The 19,017-nt window shown below is 40.5% G+C and carries 19 protein-coding genes; 13 read left to right on the forward strand and 6 right to left on the reverse strand.

Annotation, left to right across the window (positions count from 1 at the left end; genetic code table 11):
• Positions 1-102 precede the first annotated feature (102 nt).
• The 4 genes from WKF66_RS04460 (at position 103) to WKF66_RS04475 (ending at position 6,371) form a co-directional block, all read left to right on the forward strand.
• Positions 103-3,204 carry a SusC/RagA family TonB-linked outer membrane protein gene (locus WKF66_RS04460; RefSeq protein WP_489673203.1) on the forward strand — a complete coding sequence of 1,034 codons (3,102 nt, stop codon included), beginning with the start codon at positions 103-105 and terminating at the stop codon, positions 3,202-3,204.
• 11 nt (positions 3,205-3,215) lie between these two features.
• The gene (locus tag WKF66_RS04465; RefSeq protein ID WP_489673204.1) at positions 3,216-4,805 is read left to right on the forward strand and encodes a RagB/SusD family nutrient uptake outer membrane protein; all 1,590 of its coding nucleotides are present in this window, start codon (positions 3,216-3,218) and stop codon (positions 4,803-4,805) included.
• An 11-nt stretch (positions 4,806-4,816) separates the two neighbouring features.
• Positions 4,817-5,866, forward strand: a complete 1,050-nt coding sequence (locus WKF66_RS04470; RefSeq protein WP_489673205.1) for an IPT/TIG domain-containing protein — start codon at positions 4,817-4,819, stop codon at positions 5,864-5,866.
• Between the two features lie 100 nt (positions 5,867-5,966).
• Positions 5,967-6,371: an OsmC family protein gene (locus tag WKF66_RS04475; protein WP_489673206.1), complete on the forward strand. Its 405-nt coding sequence runs from the start codon at positions 5,967-5,969 to the stop codon at positions 6,369-6,371.
• Here WKF66_RS04475 and ytxJ read toward each other — a convergent pair.
• The 3 genes from ytxJ to WKF66_RS04490 all read right to left on the reverse strand — a co-directional run bounded on the left by ytxJ (position 6,368) and on the right by WKF66_RS04490 (position 8,480).
• A complete protein-coding gene (ytxJ, locus tag WKF66_RS04480; RefSeq protein ID WP_489673207.1) occupies positions 6,368-6,712 on the reverse strand; it encodes a bacillithiol system redox-active protein YtxJ in 345 nt (114 codons plus the stop codon). The two genes, WKF66_RS04475 and ytxJ, sit on opposite strands and share 4 nt — an antisense overlap.
• A gap of 209 nt (positions 6,713-6,921) precedes the next feature.
• Positions 6,922-7,413, reverse strand: coding sequence for a 6,7-dimethyl-8-ribityllumazine synthase (ribH, locus tag WKF66_RS04485; RefSeq protein ID WP_489673208.1), 492 nt, complete (start codon positions 7,411-7,413; stop codon positions 6,922-6,924).
• A gap of 398 nt (positions 7,414-7,811) precedes the next feature.
• On the reverse strand, positions 7,812-8,480 hold the full coding sequence (locus WKF66_RS04490) for a tetratricopeptide repeat protein (protein WP_489673209.1): 669 nt from the start codon (positions 8,478-8,480) through the stop codon (positions 7,812-7,814).
• A 136-nt stretch (positions 8,481-8,616) separates the two neighbouring features.
• On the opposite strand from WKF66_RS04490, the gene recF reads away from it, so the two are divergent.
• Positions 8,617-9,720, forward strand: coding sequence for a DNA replication/repair protein RecF (gene recF / locus WKF66_RS04495; protein WP_489673338.1), 1,104 nt, complete (start codon positions 8,617-8,619; stop codon positions 9,718-9,720).
• The gene (locus WKF66_RS04500) at positions 9,713-10,003 is read left to right on the forward strand and encodes a DciA family protein (protein ID WP_489673210.1); all 291 of its coding nucleotides are present in this window, start codon (positions 9,713-9,715) and stop codon (positions 10,001-10,003) included. The genes recF and WKF66_RS04500 overlap by 8 nt, the downstream gene beginning before the upstream one ends.
• Positions 10,004-10,019: 16 nt before the next feature.
• Here WKF66_RS04500 and WKF66_RS04505 read toward each other — a convergent pair whose 3' ends face one another.
• From WKF66_RS04505 to WKF66_RS04515, 3 genes are read right to left on the reverse strand one after another with little or no spacing between them, the layout of a single operon-like run.
• Positions 10,020-10,187 (reverse strand): hypothetical protein, encoded by a 168-nt coding sequence (locus WKF66_RS04505; protein WP_489673211.1) that lies wholly within the window; start codon positions 10,185-10,187, stop codon positions 10,020-10,022.
• A gap of 47 nt (positions 10,188-10,234) precedes the next feature.
• Positions 10,235-10,978: a BamJ family beta-barrel-assembly machinery protein gene (gene bamJ / locus WKF66_RS04510; RefSeq protein WP_489673212.1), complete on the reverse strand. Its 744-nt coding sequence runs from the start codon at positions 10,976-10,978 to the stop codon at positions 10,235-10,237.
• 1 nt (position 10,979) lies between these two features.
• Positions 10,980-11,399: a nucleoside-diphosphate kinase gene (locus tag WKF66_RS04515; protein WP_489673213.1), complete on the reverse strand. Its 420-nt coding sequence runs from the start codon at positions 11,397-11,399 to the stop codon at positions 10,980-10,982.
• A gap of 106 nt (positions 11,400-11,505) precedes the next feature.
• On the opposite strand from WKF66_RS04515, the gene WKF66_RS04520 reads away from it, so the two are divergent.
• The 7 genes from WKF66_RS04520 (at position 11,506) to WKF66_RS04550 (ending at position 18,959) form a co-directional block, all read left to right on the forward strand.
• On the forward strand, positions 11,506-12,516 hold the full coding sequence (locus tag WKF66_RS04520) for a DHH family phosphoesterase (protein ID WP_489673214.1): 1,011 nt from the start codon (positions 11,506-11,508) through the stop codon (positions 12,514-12,516).
• A gap of 78 nt (positions 12,517-12,594) precedes the next feature.
• Positions 12,595-13,584, forward strand: coding sequence for an FKBP-type peptidyl-prolyl cis-trans isomerase (locus tag WKF66_RS04525; RefSeq protein WP_489673215.1), 990 nt, complete (start codon positions 12,595-12,597; stop codon positions 13,582-13,584).
• An 85-nt stretch (positions 13,585-13,669) separates the two neighbouring features.
• On the forward strand, positions 13,670-14,437 hold the full coding sequence (locus WKF66_RS04530; RefSeq protein WP_489673216.1) for a TatD family hydrolase: 768 nt from the start codon (positions 13,670-13,672) through the stop codon (positions 14,435-14,437).
• A 1-nt stretch (position 14,438) separates the two neighbouring features.
• The gene (locus WKF66_RS04535) at positions 14,439-15,455 is read left to right on the forward strand and encodes an asparaginase (protein ID WP_489673217.1); all 1,017 of its coding nucleotides are present in this window, start codon (positions 14,439-14,441) and stop codon (positions 15,453-15,455) included.
• Positions 15,456-15,548: 93 nt separating this feature from the next.
• Complete coding sequence (locus WKF66_RS04540; RefSeq protein WP_489673218.1) at positions 15,549-16,955, forward strand: MBL fold metallo-hydrolase; 1,407 nt, start codon at positions 15,549-15,551, stop codon at positions 16,953-16,955.
• Between the two features lie 25 nt (positions 16,956-16,980).
• Positions 16,981-17,958, forward strand: coding sequence for a YpdA family putative bacillithiol disulfide reductase (locus tag WKF66_RS04545; RefSeq protein WP_489673219.1), 978 nt, complete (start codon positions 16,981-16,983; stop codon positions 17,956-17,958).
• 29 nt (positions 17,959-17,987) lie between these two features.
• The gene (locus WKF66_RS04550; protein WP_489673220.1) at positions 17,988-18,959 is read left to right on the forward strand and encodes a polyprenyl synthetase family protein; all 972 of its coding nucleotides are present in this window, start codon (positions 17,988-17,990) and stop codon (positions 18,957-18,959) included.
• Positions 18,960-19,017: the final 58 nt, after the last annotated feature.

Raw genomic sequence — 19,017 nt, forward strand, 5'->3', positions numbered from 1 at the left:
TCGGAAACACTCCCCGTGTTCCGAGTTAAACCAAATATGACGATTAAAATGAAAAGTACAAGAAAGAGTTGTAAAGGGTGGATTTATTGTCTATCCATAATTATGATGCTAACCGGAATTTCTAATTCCATCTACGCCCAAACCACTACTAAAATCGTTACCGGAGTTGTTACTGATGAACAGGGAACAACATTGCCAGGAGCTGCGGTGCTGGTTAAAGGTACAAAGACTTCGGCTTCTACATCTGTAGATGGCAGATATTCAATTGCTGTTCCTTCAGATGCCAGTGTCCTTGTTTTCTCCTACGTGGGGATGACAGCTTCAGAAGTAACTGTTGGTACGAAAGTACTAATAAACGTTACCCTGCAATCATCAGTATCGACCTTATCAGATGTAGTCGTCATCGGTTACGGTACTGCTAAACGTGCCAATGTAACCTCTGCAATCTCATCGATCAGCGAAAAAGACATTAGAGACCTACCAGTTTCAGGTGTTGATCAGGTCTTGCAAGGGAAAGTTGCCGGTGTAAGTGTGACCACGAATGGCGGACAGCCAGGTGGCGGTGTTTCCGTTCGTGTGAGAGGTGTAACTTCGGTGAACGGAAATGAGCCTTTGTATGTTATAGATGGGGTCCCGTTGCAAACGAGCCGAAGTAGTATCTCTCAGGATCAATTGGGAGGTATGGGTGGTCAAACCAGCCAAAGTCCTCTAGCATCCCTTAATCCATCAGACATTTTAAGTGTAGACATTCTTAAAGATGCATCAGCACAGGCCATTTATGGCTCGCAAGGTGCGAACGGAGTTGTACTTGTAACAACTAAAAGAGGTAAAGCCGGAGAAGGAAAAATTACTTACGAAGGTTATTATGGCTTGCAAGAAGTGCAGAAGAAATTGAAGATCATGGACCTTAGCCAATTTGCTCAATATAATAATGAAGTGCTGGGTGAAATTGCTGCGGTAGACGGTAACCCTAATTTTTCCACTGTAGGAGAGTTTCAGAATCCGTCTATATTGGGAAAAGGAACCGATTGGCAGGATGAGGTCTTTAGAAGAGGGGTAATGCAGAACCATCAGCTAAGTTTTTCTGGCGGTCATGATAAAACTAATTACTACACGTCATTGAACTACTTCAGTCAAGAAGGAACAATTGTAGGTTCCGACTTCAACCGTTTATCACTAAGATTTAATATCGATCAGCAGGTGAAGAGCTGGTTTAAGGTTGGTTTAAGTACAAACGCCACGCGAAGCAACCAGAGAGTTTCTCTAACTAACGGTTCGGACGCGATTGTTTCGATTGCCACAGCTAATAGCCCTGCTGCTCCCGTATATAATGAAGCTGGCGGCTATGCCACTACTGTAGCGGTGGGTGGTTATAACTTTGGAAATGTTAGAAACCCAATTGCCCTGGCGTTGGCTCGTGAAGTAAGGAATATTCAGACAAAAGGCTACGGCAACTTATATGGAGAGATTTCTTTCACACCGAACTTCTCGTTTAGGTCTGAGGCCAATTTTGACTATACTACAGGTGACAATAGTGCATTTCAGCCCTATATTGACAACATATTAACCCCAAGTAGATTAGTTGAGCAGAGGAGTTCTAATGTCTACTACGGTTTAAGAAACTTTTTAAATTACAATCAAACTTTTGGAAAGCATAATGTAACCGCACTATTGGGGCATGAAATCCAAGAAGGGATGTATGATCAGTTGGAAGCATCCAGAAATAATTTAACGCAAAATATTCCAGCCATTGGTGCTGGTGGTGAAGCCGGACAATCCTTAGGCTCTTATATGGGTGATTTTGCAATGGAATCGTTCATCAGTAGAGCTGGATACATATATGATGGTAGATATGCTTTGAATGTTTCCTTAAGACGCGATGGTTCGTCGGCATTTGGACCAGACAACCGAATAGGTTATTTCCCTGCTGCGTCCATTGGGTGGACAGTAACAAACGAAGAGTTTGCAAAAAATCTAAATGGTTTGAATTACCTTAAAATAAGAGCTGGTGCAGGGGCGGTAGGTAATCAAAACTCCCCAACAGCCAATGCTTATGTAACGAGGGTTAGATTAGTTTCTACCGCACCTTTTGGTCAGGGTGGAATTCCTCAGAACGTTGGTAATCCGAACCTTCAGTGGGAGTCGGTAATTACCTACAATGGAGGGGTTGATATGGGATTCTTCGATAGAAAATTGGAGGTAACCGTTGACTTATACAAAAAAGAGACATCAGAAATGATCTTAAGCAGTTCATTGCCTGTATTCACAGGGATTGGAACGCAATATAATGACATTCAGGCTCCAATAGTTAATGCCGGAAATATGGTAAATAAGGGTATTGATATTTCGGTCTCTTCTACGAATATGAGCCGTGCAAACTTTGAATGGAGGACTAACGTCATATTCTCTAAGTATAAGAATATACTTAATTCATTGAATAGTGAGAGTGCAGACATATCCCGGTATGTTGAATATGGTAATGCGGTACTTTTAACTAGAACAATTCCTGGGAGGTCAGTAGGAGGATTCTATGGCTTTGTGACTGACGGGCTTTATAGGACTATGGAAGAGTTAAACAATGGGCCGGACCAAGGTTTAGGTATTAGTCCTAAAGGAACTTGGTTGGGAGACATACGTTACAAAGATTTAAATGGTGACGGAAAGATTGACCAGAGTGATTTAACCTTCATTGGAGATCCAAATCCATCTTTTACTTATGGGATAACCAATACATTTAGGTATAAGACACTCGACCTTTCGGTGTTTCTGCAAGGTTCATATGGTAATGACGTGCTAAATTATACAAAAAGAACCACCGAGGCGTTGAACAACGTATATAGTAACCAACTAGAGACTGTTCAGGACCGTTACTCTGCTACCAATACAGATGGTAATTTACCGAGGTACAACCAATGGCATAACAACAACATCCGAGTTTCCGATCGTTATGTGGAAGACGGGACTTATCTCAGGATTCAGAATGTTACGTTGGGGTACAACCTTCCATTAAATATTATTAAAAAGGTAAAAATGGCTAACGCACGGTTATTCGTTTCAGGACAAAATCTCTACACCTTCACAAAATATACTGGATATGACCCTGAACTTGGTGCATTTAATGGGGGCGCTACGTTCTTTAACATAGATAATGGCAATTATCCAAATCCACGCACATTCACTTTTGGTGCAAACATCACTTTCTAAGAGCTACGATTATGAAACTGAAAATACAACATATATATACTGCAGTCGCCGTGGCGATTGTGACCATAAATTTATCCTGTAAAAAGGACTTTTTGGAGAAGCCGTCTAAGAATGAGCCAACCCTCGAAACCTATTATGACAATGCTGCCCAGGTAAGGGGTGCAACCGGATTGTTATACAATAGTATTTGGTACGAATATCAGGATAAAGCATTCCACGCGATTGGAGAGGTGCTTAGTGGGAACATGTATACTGGTGATCCAAAATACAACACATTTATGAACTTCTCCATTTCTGGTACTGATGAGCAGGTCACAAGATCATGGTATGCGTTCTATAAAGAAGCCGGTAACGCTACTGTACTGATCAACACCTTCGAGCAAAAGAAGTCACTCGTTTCAGACGCTTCATTTCTTAATCAAGGGATCGCAGAAGCCAGATTTATGCGTGGAGTAGCTTACTTTTACCTCGCGAGAGTATTTGGTGCGGTTCCAATCATCACCGACCCAGTTAAATTGGCGGAAACAGGAAATTTCAATGTGCCGCGTTACATCCAGTCAGATGTGTTGAAATTCGCGATTGAGGATTTGAAATTTGCAGAACAGAATTTGCAAGCTACTGACGAACCAGGAAGGGTGACTCAGAATTCAGCAAAAGGAATGATGGCTAAAATTTATCTTTACCTGAAAGATTACGACAATGCAAAGCTAAAAGCTGGCGAGGTGATCTCTTCTGGTAAATATTCTCTTTACCCTGACTACAAAAAAATGTTTACTGATCCCTCTGCGAACAATAACCAGGAGGTGTTATTTGCTTTTCAATGGCTTGCTGCAGGCGGTTATTCCATAGGGAATCCAATCCAGGCTTATGTAGGTCCCTCTACTTTGCTGTTGCCAACGACCGGAGCGGGTTATTCTGCAATTATTCCTTCTATTGATTTGTTAAATAGTTATGAGTTTGACGACAAAAGGAGAGGTTGGTCGGTGATGGAGCAAGGGTTCTCAAAACCGGACTGGAAAAACGTAAACTTCCCAAATGGCTTCACTTATGATACCACATATGTAACCTCCTCTGATGAGAAAACGAAGATTAAGACAGGTACAAGATCTAACGCTTTAAAGTATGTAGTTGGCCCGGGTGGGAATGGCGTAAATGTTAATAGCTCATCAACGGATATCAATACTTACATTTTAAGATATGCGGATATTCTGTTGATCTATGCAGAAGCAACGTTGGGAACCGCCGGTTCAACTTCGGATGCTGCAGCACTAAAAGCATTTAACGATGTGAGACATAGAGCAGGCTTTGGTGTATCTGCTGATAAAACCTCTTTAACAGCCGATCTTATATTACATGAACGTCGTGTTGAGTTTGCATTCGAAGGTGACTACTGGTTTGATATTCAGAGACAAGGTTTCACAAAGGCTAAGCAAATCATCGATAATCAGGAACGTGGAACCTACGGTTTCGAAGGTAAACATGTCATTCAAAGCATCAAAGCTACCCTTCGCTCTGCGGAAAATTTGTTTATCCCAATTCCAACTACTGAAATATTAACCAACCCGGAGCTTGCTAAGCCGGCAATCCCTTACTACAATTAAAAAGAATCACTATGAAAAGGTTCATTATAAAGCCACTGTTAGTTGGCGTCGCATTAATCATTGCTTCCTGTACCAAGGAAGTAGAAAAACCGGAAGCAAAAGATAGTCCTAAGGCAAATGCATTAGAAGTATCTGAAGGCGCTGCTGGAACAGTAGTTTCTATAACAGGAAGCGATCTGGGAGGAATGAAATCTATTATGTTTGAGAAGGACAGTGTATATGCGCCTTTTAACCCGGTATTCAACAATAACAGCGCTGTCGTATTTAGGGTTCCTGATGATGCCTCAGGCGGCAGCCAGAACATCGTGTTAACCAATTCCTTGAACAAACAAATAACAATACCCTATACCGTAATTGCGCTTCCAACGGTTACAGCAGTTTCGAACTATAATTTCGTAGCCAACACCGAAATAACAATTACAGGAAATAATTTAAATGACGTTGTTTCAGTTGGAGTTACCGGTACAGCTGCGACAGCTACTATTGTTTCTAAAGCTAAGAGAAGCTTAGTTATAAAAATGCCCGCAACGGATGTGAATAGCGCTACACTGACCATTACAAATAGTACAGGTCCAATCGTTACCGGCCAGGTATTCGTTAATTTGGATAAAGCGTATAAGATCTTCACTGAAGGTTATGATAATGGATTTGAAAATGCATCCTGGGGTCCTGCTTCTGTTTCGACTGAATTTGCTAAGACAGGAACCACATCGTTCAAAGCGGGATATAATAAAGGCAACTGGAGTGCTGATGGTTTTGCAAACTGGAATGGCATTGCGGTGATGCCTGACTACAAGTTCATGTCGTTCTGGGTAAAAGGAGCTTCTGCTGCTTACACTTTGTATCTTACAGGTGATCAACGTGAAGGCGGGTATGGAAACTCTGATACGAGTGTACCGCTCCAAATCCCGGCTAATGTGTGGACTTACTTCAAAATACCTATGGAAACCATACAGCTGTGGAAAAAAGGGGGGCCATTTAAACAGGTTGGTTTCTTTATCAAAGGTCCGGACGCCCAAGACGAAGCATTCTATTTCGATGATGTAATATTTGTAAAATAAAAGTATAACTATAGCTGGTTTGAATGTACAGGGAGGGTCAGGATTGGCTCTCCCTTGTATTTTATACAATTTATTCTAATCTTGCACCAAAATAGTAACTATGGCCACATCTAAAATAACCTACAACGGAGGTTTGAGAACTACTTCAATTCATGAACGTTCTCAAAATGAAATTATTACCGATGCTCCTGTTGATAATAAAGGCAAAGGCGAAGCATTTTCCCCAACGGATTTACTTGCTACTTCTCTTGGGAACTGCATGCTTACGATTATTGGTATAGCCGCACATGAGCATGGTTTTAATATTGATGGAAGTACTTGCGAGATCACAAAGATCATGGCAGAGCAGCCTAGAAGGGTATCAGAAATAATTGTTGAGTTTCAATTTCCTCAGAATGGATACAGTGACAAAGTAAAAGCAATCATCGAAAGATCAGCGCTTACCTGTCCTGTGGCTTATAGTCTACATCCTGATATCAAGAAAACAGTGTCTTTTGATTATTAAACGCTTTTTTCTTGGCCAATCACTTCAGCAACTTCCTCTGCTGAAATATCGCTGTGCGAGGAATCAAGCACACATTCACCATCTTTGATCAATAAGATTTGAGGAGATTCATGTTGCACTTGGAATGTCTCAGCTATTTGAGCAGAAATTGGCCTGTAGCTTATTAAATCTAAAAAGTATAAGGTAGTGCCTTCTGGAATAGCTTCCCAATCCATTTCAAAGCGGCGTTTCGCCATCATGCTGACTGAGCAGCGCGTACTATGTTTGAAAATCAAGCTATAGCCTGGTTGGTTTTTAATGTCATTGATCTGATCCGAATCAGTTATGTATTTCCACTGCATCTGTAAGTCTTTCGTTATTTAACTATCCTCTTCTTCTCTTGCCTTCCGGATACGAGCTATACGCAGGGCAAAGACGGCTGGAGCATGCTTCCAAAACAGTGATTGCAAAAAATACGCCAATCAGTAATACCGCAACTTTTTTCATCAGTTTATTATTAAATGTAGATTCTTGTACTAAGCTAACCAATTTGAATAAGTATTCAAAGCATTTACAGGTTCGCCGATAAATCTGCCATTTTTATAGCAGTGATTGCTGCTTCGTCTCCTTTGTTGCCTAGTTTCCCTCCAGCGCGGTCAATAGCCTGCTGTTGGTCGTTGGTGGTCAGCACGCCAAAGATTACCGGTTTACTATATTTTACACTTACCTTAGTAATTCCGTTGGCTACGGCGTCACAAATAAAGTCGAAATGTTTAGTGTCGCCTTGTATCACACAACCCAGGCAAATGACAGCATCAAGGTCCTTGTATTTACTTAAAAGGATATCCGCAACACTTGTCAGCTCAAAACTGCCGGGCACTGCAACTGACGTGATGTTAGTTTCCAGTACTCCATGCTTCAAAAGCGTATCGAATGCGCCTTTGTACAATGCGCCAGTAATCTCAGCATTCCATTCAGCTACAGCAATAGCGATCTTATAGTTCGCTCCGTTCGGGATTGTGGTATGGGAAAAGTCAGATAAGTTTTTAAGTTGTGTTGCCATACCCCAAATCTAGAGAAAAAATATATTTAATGATTGTCACATATTCAGAAGATAGCATAAAAGTGCAATCCGGGGAGATAACAGAGAAATGATTGGACAATGCGTATAAAGGGGTTTAAGTGAGTCTGGAATGAGTCTGGTCAATTAGAGTCGTTCAGAGTCGTTAACAAGTCGTCCCAAAGTCGTTGCTCTGTAGACTTCACCTATGTCACCTATGACTTATCTCTTCAGTTTGCCAGGGCCTGACGGGCCGTTTTTGTGGATCCCTCAGTCTCATCCATGCTGAAATGGAAGCCGACTGCTAATGTAGGTAAATTATGCTTCAAAATAATAATGCCTTGTTAGAACTTAATCTAACAAGGCACTATCTACTGGTTATGACAACCAGATAGTAGGTATTACTTAACCTGAGCTTCTGAGCGACCGATATACTCATCAATCAAAACAGCTTCCTGACTTTCAGGGTATTGTGTCTTAATTTTCGTGTAAGCATCCTGAGCGCCTTTGAAGTCTTTCAAAGTTTCTTTAACAAGTCCTAATTTCTTAAGGAACATTGGTGAAGTGAACTTGTTGCTGGCTTTATCAGCAGCTTTTTTATAGTAAGTTGCAGCTTGTTTATAATCTTTCAGCTCGCTATAAGCATCACCTAAAAGACCGAGTGCAAGAGGATCGATAACTGTACTTCCTGTTTCAGAATATTTCCCTAAGGACTCAACTGCTTCTTTGTATTCTCCTTTGCGTAGATAAATTCCACCCAAATAAAGATTAGCAAGGTTGGCAGATTTAGTATTAGCATACTCATCAGCAATTTTCTCTAATCCAGGATAGCCACCTTCGCCGATCAGCGCTTTGTTAGCTAAAGAATCTACTCCGATAAATCGTTCTGCTTTATACATTTTAGCTGATGCTTCTTCTGCTCTACCTTTTAGGTAAAAATTCTGATACCAAATATATATAGCGATAAGCAGCACAATCGCACCTGCAATAAATAAAAGGCTTTTGGTGTTTTCTTGTAAAAATGAGCCCTTTCTAACCGGCTGGGTAGTTTCTTTTTCTGTTGTTAACATTTTGTTTTAAAAAAATTAAGGATTGCAAAAATACGTTTTTACATCAAAGTATCAATCTCTTTTTTAAGTAATTAATAAAACATATTACCAGCCATCTTAATTGACAATGCTAAACGGTAACTTTGAAATAGATTATATGTGGTTAAAAAACATTACACTTCTAAATTTTAAAAACTATTCTGATGCAAATGTCAGTTTCTCTAAAACTGTAAACGCCTTTGTAGGTGATAATGGAGCCGGGAAAACCAACCTTCTGGATGCGATACATTATTTATGTCTATGTAAAGGATATTTTAATCCCATTGATACCCAACAGATCAAAACTAATGAGGATTTGTTTATGATCCAGGGTGACTTTGAAAGATTGGAAAAGAATGAAAAGATCACTTGCGGGGTCAAACGGAATCAGAAGAAGCAGTTCAAGAGAAATAAGAAAGAATATGATAAGCTGGCTAGCCATATTGGCTTGTTTCCTCTGGTTATGATTTCTCCATATGATACAAATATCATTATGGAAGGAAGTGAGGAGCGCAGAAGATTTATGGATAACGTTATCTCGCAAACAGACTCTTACTATCTGGATGAATTGATACTATATAATAAGCATTTGCTTAATAGAAATGCTTTGCTGAAACAGATTGCTGTCACCAAAAGCTACGATCCGTCATTACTAGAGATTTATAATGACCAACTTGTTGCTTCGGGATTAAAGATTTTTGTGAAGAGACAAGAGTTTATGGTGCACTTCATTCCCCTTTTCAATAGGTACTACACATTCCTGACCGAAGGCAACGAAGAAGTTGGCTTCCAATACCAGAGTCAGTTGACAGATACTGGGTTTCAACAATTGCTGCTTCAATCACTAGAGAAGGATAAAGTGCTGGAGAGAACTACCACCGGGATTCATAAAGATGAACTGATATTTACAATCTCTGATATGCCTCTTAAAAAGTTTGGCTCTCAGGGACAGCAGAAGTCGTTTGTGATTGCACTAAAACTTGCGCAGTATGCTTATCTACAAAAGCATAAAGGGTTCAAGCCATTGTTGCTGCTCGATGACATCTTCGATAAACTCGATGACAACCGGGTAAGTAAATTAATGGAGATGGTATCTCACCATGATTTCGGTCAGATTTTTATCACAGACACGGGAAAGGAAAGGGTGTTCAGTATCTTTGAAAAAATAGCTACTCCATTAACCATTTTTGAAGTTAATAAAGGCACCTTAAATCATGCGTAAACCAAACGATATCACTTTAAAAGAAGGAATTGGGAAGTTGCTTAATGTGTATAAACTTAAGGGGAGGTTTGATGAAACATCTGTAGTTGCTTTTTGGCCTGAACTGATGGGAAGGGCAGTAGCAAATAGAACGACTCAAATTTACATTGCACAGAAAAAATTATTCATCAGACTGGAATCATCTGTGATAAAGAATGAGCTTTTAATGGTCAGAACCGGCATCATTCAAAAGATTAATGAACGAGCCGGTACTGAAGTCATTACAGATATAGTCTTTTTATAGACTATATTGCCTGCTATTAAAATACTTTACTAACAAGCCAGATAATCAGTGCAATCACAAGTACAACTACGATTACGCCTGTTATTACTCCGGCTTTGAATATCCCTTCAATCGCTTCACAGCTTGCAAGAGTCGTGGTAAGTAATGCGATCAGTGCTAGAGGAAAATATCTTTTATTCATCATAATTTTTGTTTTGTAGTAACTAACAATAAATTATAATAATGGTTTTATTATTTGCTTGCCATAACTTTCAAGAGCTCTACTTCAAACACTAAGGTGCTAAAAGGTGGGATATCACCGCCAGCTCCTTGTTCACCGTATGCCAATTGATAAGGAATAAAAAACTTATACTTGGCACCAGGCTGCATAAGTTGTACACCCTCTGTCCATCCCGGGATCACTCCATTTAATGGGAAGGAAATAGGTTCATTTCTTTTATAAGAACTATCAAATTCTTTACCGCTTAATAGAGATCCCTTGTAGTGTACGGATACAGTATCGGTAATCTTCGGACTTACACCTGTACCTTTAGTCAACACCTGGTATTGCAAACCGCTTGCTGTCACCTGAATTCCTGGTTGCTTTTTATTATTTTCAAGAAAGGTTTTGCCTTCATTTATCTGAACAGCGTATTTTGATTTGGTAAGACTACTGATCAGGTTATTGATTGCTTTTTCTGCCTTATCTTTTTCTATTAATGGCGTTTTCCCGGCAAAAGCATCTTTAAAGCCTTTTAATAACAGCTCATAATTTAGTGAAGTAATTCCACCTTGCTTCATGTTGCTGGCCGTACCTAAACCAAACGCATAGCTAGCAGAGTCCATTGTGTTTCTAATTGCTAACGGCGCTACAGCGGTTTTAACAACCGTTCTTCCTGCTGTTGTCTTTTTAGCAGGTGTGGCTTTCTTAGCAGTTTGAGCAAATCCCGACAAGGAGATCGCAGCAATCAGTAGCGTAAAAAGTGTTTTTTTCATATTAAAAGCGCTCATCAGCGGTGAAGAAGAAGTCTCCTTCAATAGCTGCATTTTCATCAGAATCCGAACCATGAACTGCATTTGCTTCAATAGAATTTGCATATTTCTGACGTATCGTTCCTTCAGCAGCATCAGCAGGATTAGTAGCGCCAATCAATTTTCTAAAATCTTCGATTGCATTTTCCTTTTCCAGAATTGCAGCAACGATAGGACCTGAAGACATAAATCCAACTAAGTCCTTATAGAACGGGCGCTCTTTATGAACCTCATAAAATTTACCAGCAGTCTCTGCAGTAAGATGAGTGTATTTTAACGCGATGATTTTAAATCCAGCGGTAGTAATGTCGTTAATAATTGCACCGATGTGTCCATTAGCTACAGCATCTGGCTTAATCATTGTAAATGTTTTGTTCGTAGTCATTTTATATCAAATTTTCACAAAATTACATTTTCTAGTGTTAATATTTAAGCTTCAATTTTATTAGGCTTCAAATTATCATTAAATCATTAGCTTTGCCCCCGAAAATATGTTGTCTATTACCGAAATAAAAGAGTTGCTGGCTACGCCGCAAAAAATTGTTATCACTACCCATCATAAACCAGATGGTGACGCTATGGGCTCCTCTTTAGGGCTTTATGCTTATCTGATTCAGTTAGGTCATCATGTGGACGTGATCACCCCTACTGATTATCCGGGTTTCTTACATTGGTTGCCAAACAATTCCGAGGTTATTATTTATACAGATGAAACTGAAAAAGCGGCCAAATTGGTCGAAGAAGCGGCTCTTATATTCTGCTTGGATTTCAATACGTTAAGCAGAATTAATGAGCTAGGTGAGCTTGTTCGTGCTTCTGATGCTTACAAACTAATGATCGATCATCATCTAGAGCCTGAAGACTTTGACGATTACCGCCATTGGAGCATTAACGCCTGCGCTGCTGCTCAGCTTGTTTACGAATTTATTGTATATGAGTTGAACGATGGTGAGATGATGAACAAGGACATCGCAACTTGCTTGTATACAGGAATAATGACCGATTCTGGATCTTTCAGATTTGAGTCAGCAACCTCATCGGTCTACAGAATTGCTGCAGATTTAATTGATGCAGGAGCGGAACACTGGAGAATACATCAACTTGTATACGATAATGCCACTGAAAACCGGTTAAGGTTCCTTGGTCATTGCATCAGCAATAAATTAGAAATCCTGAGGGAATACAATACGGCGATCATCTCAGTTACTAAACAGGAATTGAACGAGTATAAAATAGTAACAGGTGATACTGAGGGTATTGTGAACTATGCGCTGTCTATAAACGGCATTAAACTCGCTGCATTTATTATTGAAAGAACTGATAAAGTTAAATTATCTTTGCGCTCCACCGGAGATTTTCCAGCCAATGAGATCTGTAAAAAGTACTTTGATGGTGGCGGACATAGAAATGCAGCTGGAGGTGTGTCAAGTAAGGACCTGACTGCAACTGTTGCTGAATTCAAAGAGATAGTAGAAGATTATAAAACGCAGCTATTGCAATAGTAGATTAAAACAATACGCTGATATACAGAATAAGACATTAACAAAATATAAACAAAACAAAATAATTTAAAAACCAAAATGAAGAAAAGCATAGTAATTCTTTTCGCAGCTACAATTGGATTAGCTGCATGTAACAACTACAAGAAAGCTGAGGGAGGCTTGGAGTACAAGATCTTCACCGATGCAGGTAAAGAGAAAATCAAAGAAGGTGATATCGTAAAATTGAACTTCCTTCAAAAAAATGAAAGAGATAGTGTGATGTTCAGTACTTACGACATCGAGTCGCCGCAGGTATTTCCTGTTGCTAAGAAAATGTACGGTGGTGATATGAATGACGTATTGACATTGTTTGGAGAAGGCGATAGCGCATCATTCAAATTGAACCTTGATACAATGGCTAAACGCACTGGCACGCCTAAGCCACCACAGAATGCAAAAGACACTTATTTGGTTTTTAACATTAAAGTGGAGAAAGTATTTAAAAGAAATGCTGGTGAGGCTGATGAGGCTTTCCAAAAAAGAGCTCAGGAATTCTTCCAAAAAGATTATTTAGCTGCTCAAGAGAAATTGAAAGGTACTGAAGCAGGAAAAATCAAAGCGTATATTGAAGACAATAAACTGAAAACTCAAACTACTGCTTCTGGCTTGAACTATGTAATTAGCAATCAAGGATCAGCTCAGAAAGCAGTTATAGGTGATACAGTAATGCTTAGGTACACTGGTAAACTTGCGACTAAGAAATCTGATGGCAAGTATTATATCTTCGATACTACGGAAGAGAAAATCGCTAAAGAAGCAGGTATCAACAATCCAATGGTTAAGTATGAGCCAAGACCATTTAGTATTGGTAATGCGATCCCAGGATTTGACGAAGGTTACCAACTAATCGGTAAAGGTGGAAAAATCACTTTAATCATTCCTTCAAAATTAGGTTATGGTGAAGGTGGTCAGCCTCAAGCTAAAATTAGTCCTTTTGCTCCACTTGTATTCGAGATTGAGATCGTTGACATTAAGAAACCAGTTGGTGGTGCTCCGGTAGCAACTGCGCCTCCAGTTTCAATCCGTTAATTTACTGTAAAGCCTTTTAATGGCAAACCATATTTGAAAAACCCTGTTGGCCGTCGCTAACAGGGTTTTTTTATTAACTTCGTTCATGCTTTTAACAGATACACATACCCACCTATATTATGAAACGGATGCTGAGAAGCAGGCATTACTTATGCAGCGGTGTTTTGAGGCAGGCGTAAGTCGTCTGTTCCTTCCTAATGTAGATCTAGCCTCAATTCCTCAGATCGATGCGTTGGTAAAGCGCTATCCGGCAAATTGTTTCGCAATGACCGGACTGCACCCCTGCGATGTTAAAGAGGATTATGAACTGGTTCTGGATGCGATCTGCGAAAATATGATAGACAGGGAGATTTTCGCCATTGGTGAAATTGGTATCGATCTTCATTGGGATAAGACTACTTTGGAATTTCAGCGCATCGCATTTAAAGAACAGATCAAATGGGCAAAAGACCTGGAACTGCCTATCGTCATTCATTGCAGAGAAGCGTTCAATGAAGTATTTGAAGTATTGCAAGAAGAAAAGGGCACCCTTTTGCGCGGAATCTTCCATTGTTTTACGGGCGATTTGGAACAGGCGAGACAAGCTATAGACCTTGGTTTCTACTTGGGAATCGGTGGAGTACTCACCTATAAAAACAGCGGATTAGACGTGGTTTTGAAAGACATTCCATTAGACAAGTTGGTGCTTGAAACTGATTCGCCATATCTTGCCCCAGTGCCTTTTAGGGGTAAAACAAATGAAAGCAGCTATTTGGTTTATATCGCAGAGAAAGTAGCTGAGATATATGGCATAGGTATAGATGAAGTGGCTTCGGTTACTACAAGAAACTCGAAAGAAATTTTCGGTATTTAACATGATCAGCATACTCATTATCTATACTGGAGGAACTATTGGGATGGTTAACGATCCTAAGACAGGATCTCTAATTCCTTTCAATTTTAATCAAATCCAACAAAATGTACCGGAGCTGGCACGCTTAGATTACCGGCTTGATGTGTATTCCTTTGATCCAATATTGGATTCCTCTAATATGACTCCTGAGATTTGGGCTGAACTCGCACTATTGATTAAGAACAAATATGACGAGTTTGATGGGTTTGTAATCCTTCATGGGTCGGATACGATGGCCTTTACCGCTTCAGCCTTGAGCTTCATGCTGGAGAACTTAAGCAAGCCGGTAGTGCTTACTGGCTCACAGCTTCCGATAGGAGAGATCCGTACAGATGCTAAAGAAAATCTGATCACTGCTTTAGAAATTGCTGCCACTAAAAACAACGGAACGGCAATGATTCCTGAAGTATGTATTTATTTCGATTATCAGTTGTTCAGAGGCAATCGTGCCATAAAATACAATGCAGAAAAGTTTGAAGCTTTTCGTTCTCCAAACTATGCGATATTGGCGGAAGCCGGAGTTACGCTGTCGTTCTTCGGAAACTACATTTTGCCACAACCCAATGAAGATCTCGTTGTGCACCTTGATCTGAATCCCAATATTGGTGTATTTAAATTATATCCGGGAATCTCCAAACAAGCAGTGCTTGCCATCACTGAATCAGACGTTGATGCAATCATTATGGAGACATTTGGCTCTGGGAACACCACTACTGCAGAGTGGTTCTTACAATGTCTGGAACAGGCATTAGCACAAGGCAAGCTGATTATTGACATTACTCAATGCCCTCGCGGAGCAGTAGAGCTTGGGATGTACCAAACCAGCAAAAGATTACAGCAGATGGGTATTATCAGCGGATACGACATGACCTTTGAGGCGACCTGCACTAAGCTCATGTATGTACTGGGCTTGAAGCTGGATAAAGAAACTACTATTAAGTTGATGGAGCAATCCCTGCGAGGCGAATTGACTGCCTGAGGTAAAACTTATCAGGCGTTTAATAATCGCGGCATTATAATGGTAATTTTGTTGACCGTTGCTCCGGCAACTACAATTCATTAAGATACAATTATGAAAATTGAGCAGATTTATACCGGTTGTTTAGCAGAGGCTGCTTATTACATAGAAAGCGAAGGCGAAGCTGCCATTATCGATCCTCTAAGAGAAGTGGAGCCCTATCTAAAACGTGCGGCTAAAGACAATGCTAAGATTAAATACATTTTTGAAACTCACTTTCACGCAGACTTTGTATCCGGGCATATTGACCTCGCACAAAAGTCGGCCGCAACAATAGTTTACGGTCCCACTGCTGTAACTTCTTTTTCTTCGCATATCGCCAGGGATAACGAACAATTCAAGGTAGGCAAACTGACAATTACTGCGCTACATACGCCAGGTCATACACCTGAGTCAACAACCTATCTGTTAACCGACGAAACGGGCAAGGCTTATTGCATATTCACGGGTGACACCTTATTTATTGGCGATGTAGGAAGACCGGACTTAGCGCAGCAAGGCGCACTCACTGTGGAGGATATGGCTTCAACACTTTATGACTCTCTTCATGAGAAGATTCTGATCCTGCCAGATGATATCCTTGTCTATCCGGCTCATGGCGCCGGATCTGCTTGTGGAAAACATATGAGCAAAGAAACTTTTGACACTTTAGGGCATCAAAAGGAAGTTAATTATGCTTTAAAGGCAGAAACGAAGCAGCAGTTTATCGAGGAGGTAACAGCGGGCATCCTCCCTCCGCCACAATATTTCGCCAAGAATGCGGATATGAATAAGAATGGCTATGAACCTTTTGATGAAGTTTACGATAAGGGGCTAATTGCTCTTGATGCCGAAGAGTTTGAGCGCACAGCTAATCAAACAGGGGCGGTGGTATTAGATACACGCGATCCTCAGGCATTCGCAGCAGGATTCATTCCTTCCTCAGTGAACATTGGATTGAATGGCCAGTTCGCGCCATGGGTTGGAGCTTTGATCACTGATCTAAAGCAACCGATCGTGTTAGTTGCAGAAAGGGGAAAAGAGCAGGAAGCGATAACCAGACTGGCACGAGTAGGGTATGACAGTACTATCGGATATCTCGACGGCGGTATTGATTCTTGGAAAGCTGCAGGGAAGGATCTGGATACGATTGATTCTATTGCCGCAACAGCATTTGCTGATGCAATTGCAGCAGAACATAATTATACCGTATTAGATGTTAGAAAGCCCGGTGAATATGAGGCCGAACACCTCGAAATATCTCTTTCCAGACCACTAGATTATATTAACGACTGGACGGCAGAGATCGATCCAAAAAAAACCTATTACATTCACTGCGCAGGTGGCTATCGTTCTATGATCGCGGCTTCCATTCTTAAGGCGAGGGGAGTAGATCGAGTAATTGATGTTCAAGGGGGATATGCTGCAATTAAAACAGCCCGACTTCAAAGAACAGAATTGCCCCTCCAGGTAAAACATTAAAGGATTAGCAGTAATTAAGCAGAGCATGTTAGAAAAGCAGAATCAAACACAATACGACCTTCTAATTATAGGTGCCGGTCCTATCGGTATGGCCTGTGCCATTGAAGCGTTAAAAGCAGGACTGAGCTATGTCATCATCGAAAAGGGCGCTTTGGTTAACAGCCTTTACAATTATCCTGTGTTTATGACCTTCTTTTCGACTTCTCAAAAACTTGAAATCGGTGGCGTTCCGTTTGTTAGCATCAGCAATAAGCCTAACCGCAATGAGGCTTTGGAGTATTACCGAAGAGTCGCCGAAAAGTTTGAATTGAATGTCAGACTCTTTGAGCCGGTGAAACAAGTTTCCAAGCAATCTGACGGTAAGTTTCAGGTGCTGACCGAAAAAGCGGAATACAATGTTAGTAAAGTAATTATATCTACCGGCTTTTATGATGTGCCAGTGATGATGAATATCCCTGGTGAAGAGCTGCCCAAGGTTAGGCACTACTACCAAGACCCCCATCTATATGCTTTTAGCAATATTTTGGTGATTGGTGCGGCCAATTCCGCGATTGATGTGGCATTGGAGACCTACAGAAAAGGTGCAAAAGTAACCTTAGTGGTAAGGGGAAATGAGATTGGCCCCAGGGTGAAATACTGGGTAAAGCCAGATATAGAAAACCGCATCAAAGAAGGAGACATAACAGCTTATTTTGATAGTGAGGTAATTGCTATCTCAGAGCATGAGGTTCAGATCAGCACCCCCGATGGGATTGTCACGGTGATTAATGATTTTGTATTAGCCATGACTGGATATAAACCTGACTTCGCTTTGCTGAAGAATCTAGGCGTTACCTTAGAAATCGACAATTGTCCGGTTCACAATCCGGATACAATGGAGACCACAGAAAAAGGGCTTTACCTGGCAGGCGTGGTTTGTGGAGGTATGAATACGCACAAATGGTTTATAGAAAACTCCCGTGTTCATGCGGAGCAAATTATCGCTCATATTAAAGGAAATTAATTTATGTTTGCACACACATTTTTACCTGAATGCCGGGAATAAACCAGATCAGACTACCTATCGCTGCAGATATCGATGTATTTGAAGAAAAGTTCAAAGCATCTATGCACAGTGACGCTCCATTATTGGATAGGATCACACACTACATCGTAAAGCGGAAAGGTAAGCAGATCAGGCCCATGTTTGTTTTTTTTGCAGCGAAGCTATGTGGGGGAATTATCGAATCCACTCACCGCGGTGCAGCTCTGGTTGAACTGCTCCATACCGCCACACTGGTACATGATGATGTAGTTGATAACGCTTATGAAAGAAGGGGCTTCTTTTCAATCAATGCACTCTGGAAAAATAAGATAGCAGTATTGGTAGGGGACTATTTACTGGCAAAAGGGCTCCTTTTGTCGGTGAATAATGGAGAATTCAAATTACTGCAGATTGTATCTGAAGCGGTTAAACAGATGAGTGAGGGTGAATTGCTACAGATAGAGAAAGTACGTCGGATGGACATCAGTGAATCGTTGTACTATGATGTTATCCGTCAGAAAACAGCTTCCCTTATTGCCTCATGTTGTGCCTGTGGCGCTGCTTCTGCCGGAGCAGATGAGGAGACGGTTGAGAAAATGAGGTTGTTTGGAGAAAAGGTCGGTATCGCCTTCCAAATTAAGGATGATACATTTGATTTTGGAACAGATGATGTTGGTAAGCCCCTGGGTATCGACATCAAAGAAAAAAAAGTGACACTTCCGTTGATTTATGCATTAAATAATTCTGACAAGACAGAGAAGAAACGCATCATCAATCTTGTTAAAAATCATCAGGATGACCCCATTAAAATTCAGGAAATAATTGACTTTGTAAATTCTAAACAAGGTGTTAAATATGCAAATGAGCAGATGACAAAGTATCAGCAGGAAGCTTTTGATATTCTTTATACATTTGAACCTAGCGAAGCCAGAACCGGACTAGAACAGTTGGTTCGGTATACTACGGAGCGTAAAAAATAGGAAATAGTTAATTTTTCTATACATCCAGCTCCCATATTCTGATCATATTCCTTATTTT

It is taken from the genome of Pedobacter sp., assembly GCF_037719805.1.
Taxonomy (GTDB): domain Bacteria; phylum Bacteroidota; class Bacteroidia; order Sphingobacteriales; family Sphingobacteriaceae; genus Pedobacter.

Coding starts and splice junctions, on each gene's coding strand:
- WKF66_RS04530 (WP_489673216.1), top strand. CDS start 13,670: ATGCTTTTAACAGATACACATACCCACCTATATTATGAAACGGATGCT.
- WKF66_RS04465 (WP_489673204.1), top strand. CDS start 3,216: ATGAAACTGAAAATACAACATATATATACTGCAGTCGCCGTGGCGATT.
- WKF66_RS04505 (WP_489673211.1), bottom strand. CDS start 10,187: ATGATGAATAAAAGATATTTTCCTCTAGCACTGATCGCATTACTTACC.
- WKF66_RS04460 (WP_489673203.1), top strand. CDS start 103: ATGATGCTAACCGGAATTTCTAATTCCATCTACGCCCAAACCACTACT.
- WKF66_RS04550 (WP_489673220.1), top strand. CDS start 17,988: ATGCCGGGAATAAACCAGATCAGACTACCTATCGCTGCAGATATCGAT.
- WKF66_RS04520 (WP_489673214.1), top strand. CDS start 11,506: ATGTTGTCTATTACCGAAATAAAAGAGTTGCTGGCTACGCCGCAAAAA.
- recF (WP_489673338.1), top strand. CDS start 8,617: ATGTGGTTAAAAAACATTACACTTCTAAATTTTAAAAACTATTCTGAT.
- WKF66_RS04540 (WP_489673218.1), top strand. CDS start 15,549: ATGAAAATTGAGCAGATTTATACCGGTTGTTTAGCAGAGGCTGCTTAT.
- WKF66_RS04545 (WP_489673219.1), top strand. CDS start 16,981: ATGTTAGAAAAGCAGAATCAAACACAATACGACCTTCTAATTATAGGT.
- WKF66_RS04490 (WP_489673209.1), bottom strand. CDS start 8,480: ATGTTAACAACAGAAAAAGAAACTACCCAGCCGGTTAGAAAGGGCTCA.
- WKF66_RS04500 (WP_489673210.1), top strand. CDS start 9,713: ATGCGTAAACCAAACGATATCACTTTAAAAGAAGGAATTGGGAAGTTG.
- WKF66_RS04515 (WP_489673213.1), bottom strand. CDS start 11,399: ATGACTACGAACAAAACATTTACAATGATTAAGCCAGATGCTGTAGCT.
- WKF66_RS04470 (WP_489673205.1), top strand. CDS start 4,817: ATGAAAAGGTTCATTATAAAGCCACTGTTAGTTGGCGTCGCATTAATC.
- WKF66_RS04525 (WP_489673215.1), top strand. CDS start 12,595: ATGAAGAAAAGCATAGTAATTCTTTTCGCAGCTACAATTGGATTAGCT.
- ytxJ (WP_489673207.1), bottom strand. CDS start 6,712: ATGCAGTGGAAATACATAACTGATTCGGATCAGATCAATGACATTAAA.
- WKF66_RS04475 (WP_489673206.1), top strand. CDS start 5,967: ATGGCCACATCTAAAATAACCTACAACGGAGGTTTGAGAACTACTTCA.
- bamJ (WP_489673212.1), bottom strand. CDS start 10,978: ATGAAAAAAACACTTTTTACGCTACTGATTGCTGCGATCTCCTTGTCG.
- ribH (WP_489673208.1), bottom strand. CDS start 7,413: ATGGCAACACAACTTAAAAACTTATCTGACTTTTCCCATACCACAATC.
- WKF66_RS04535 (WP_489673217.1), top strand. CDS start 14,439: ATGATCAGCATACTCATTATCTATACTGGAGGAACTATTGGGATGGTT.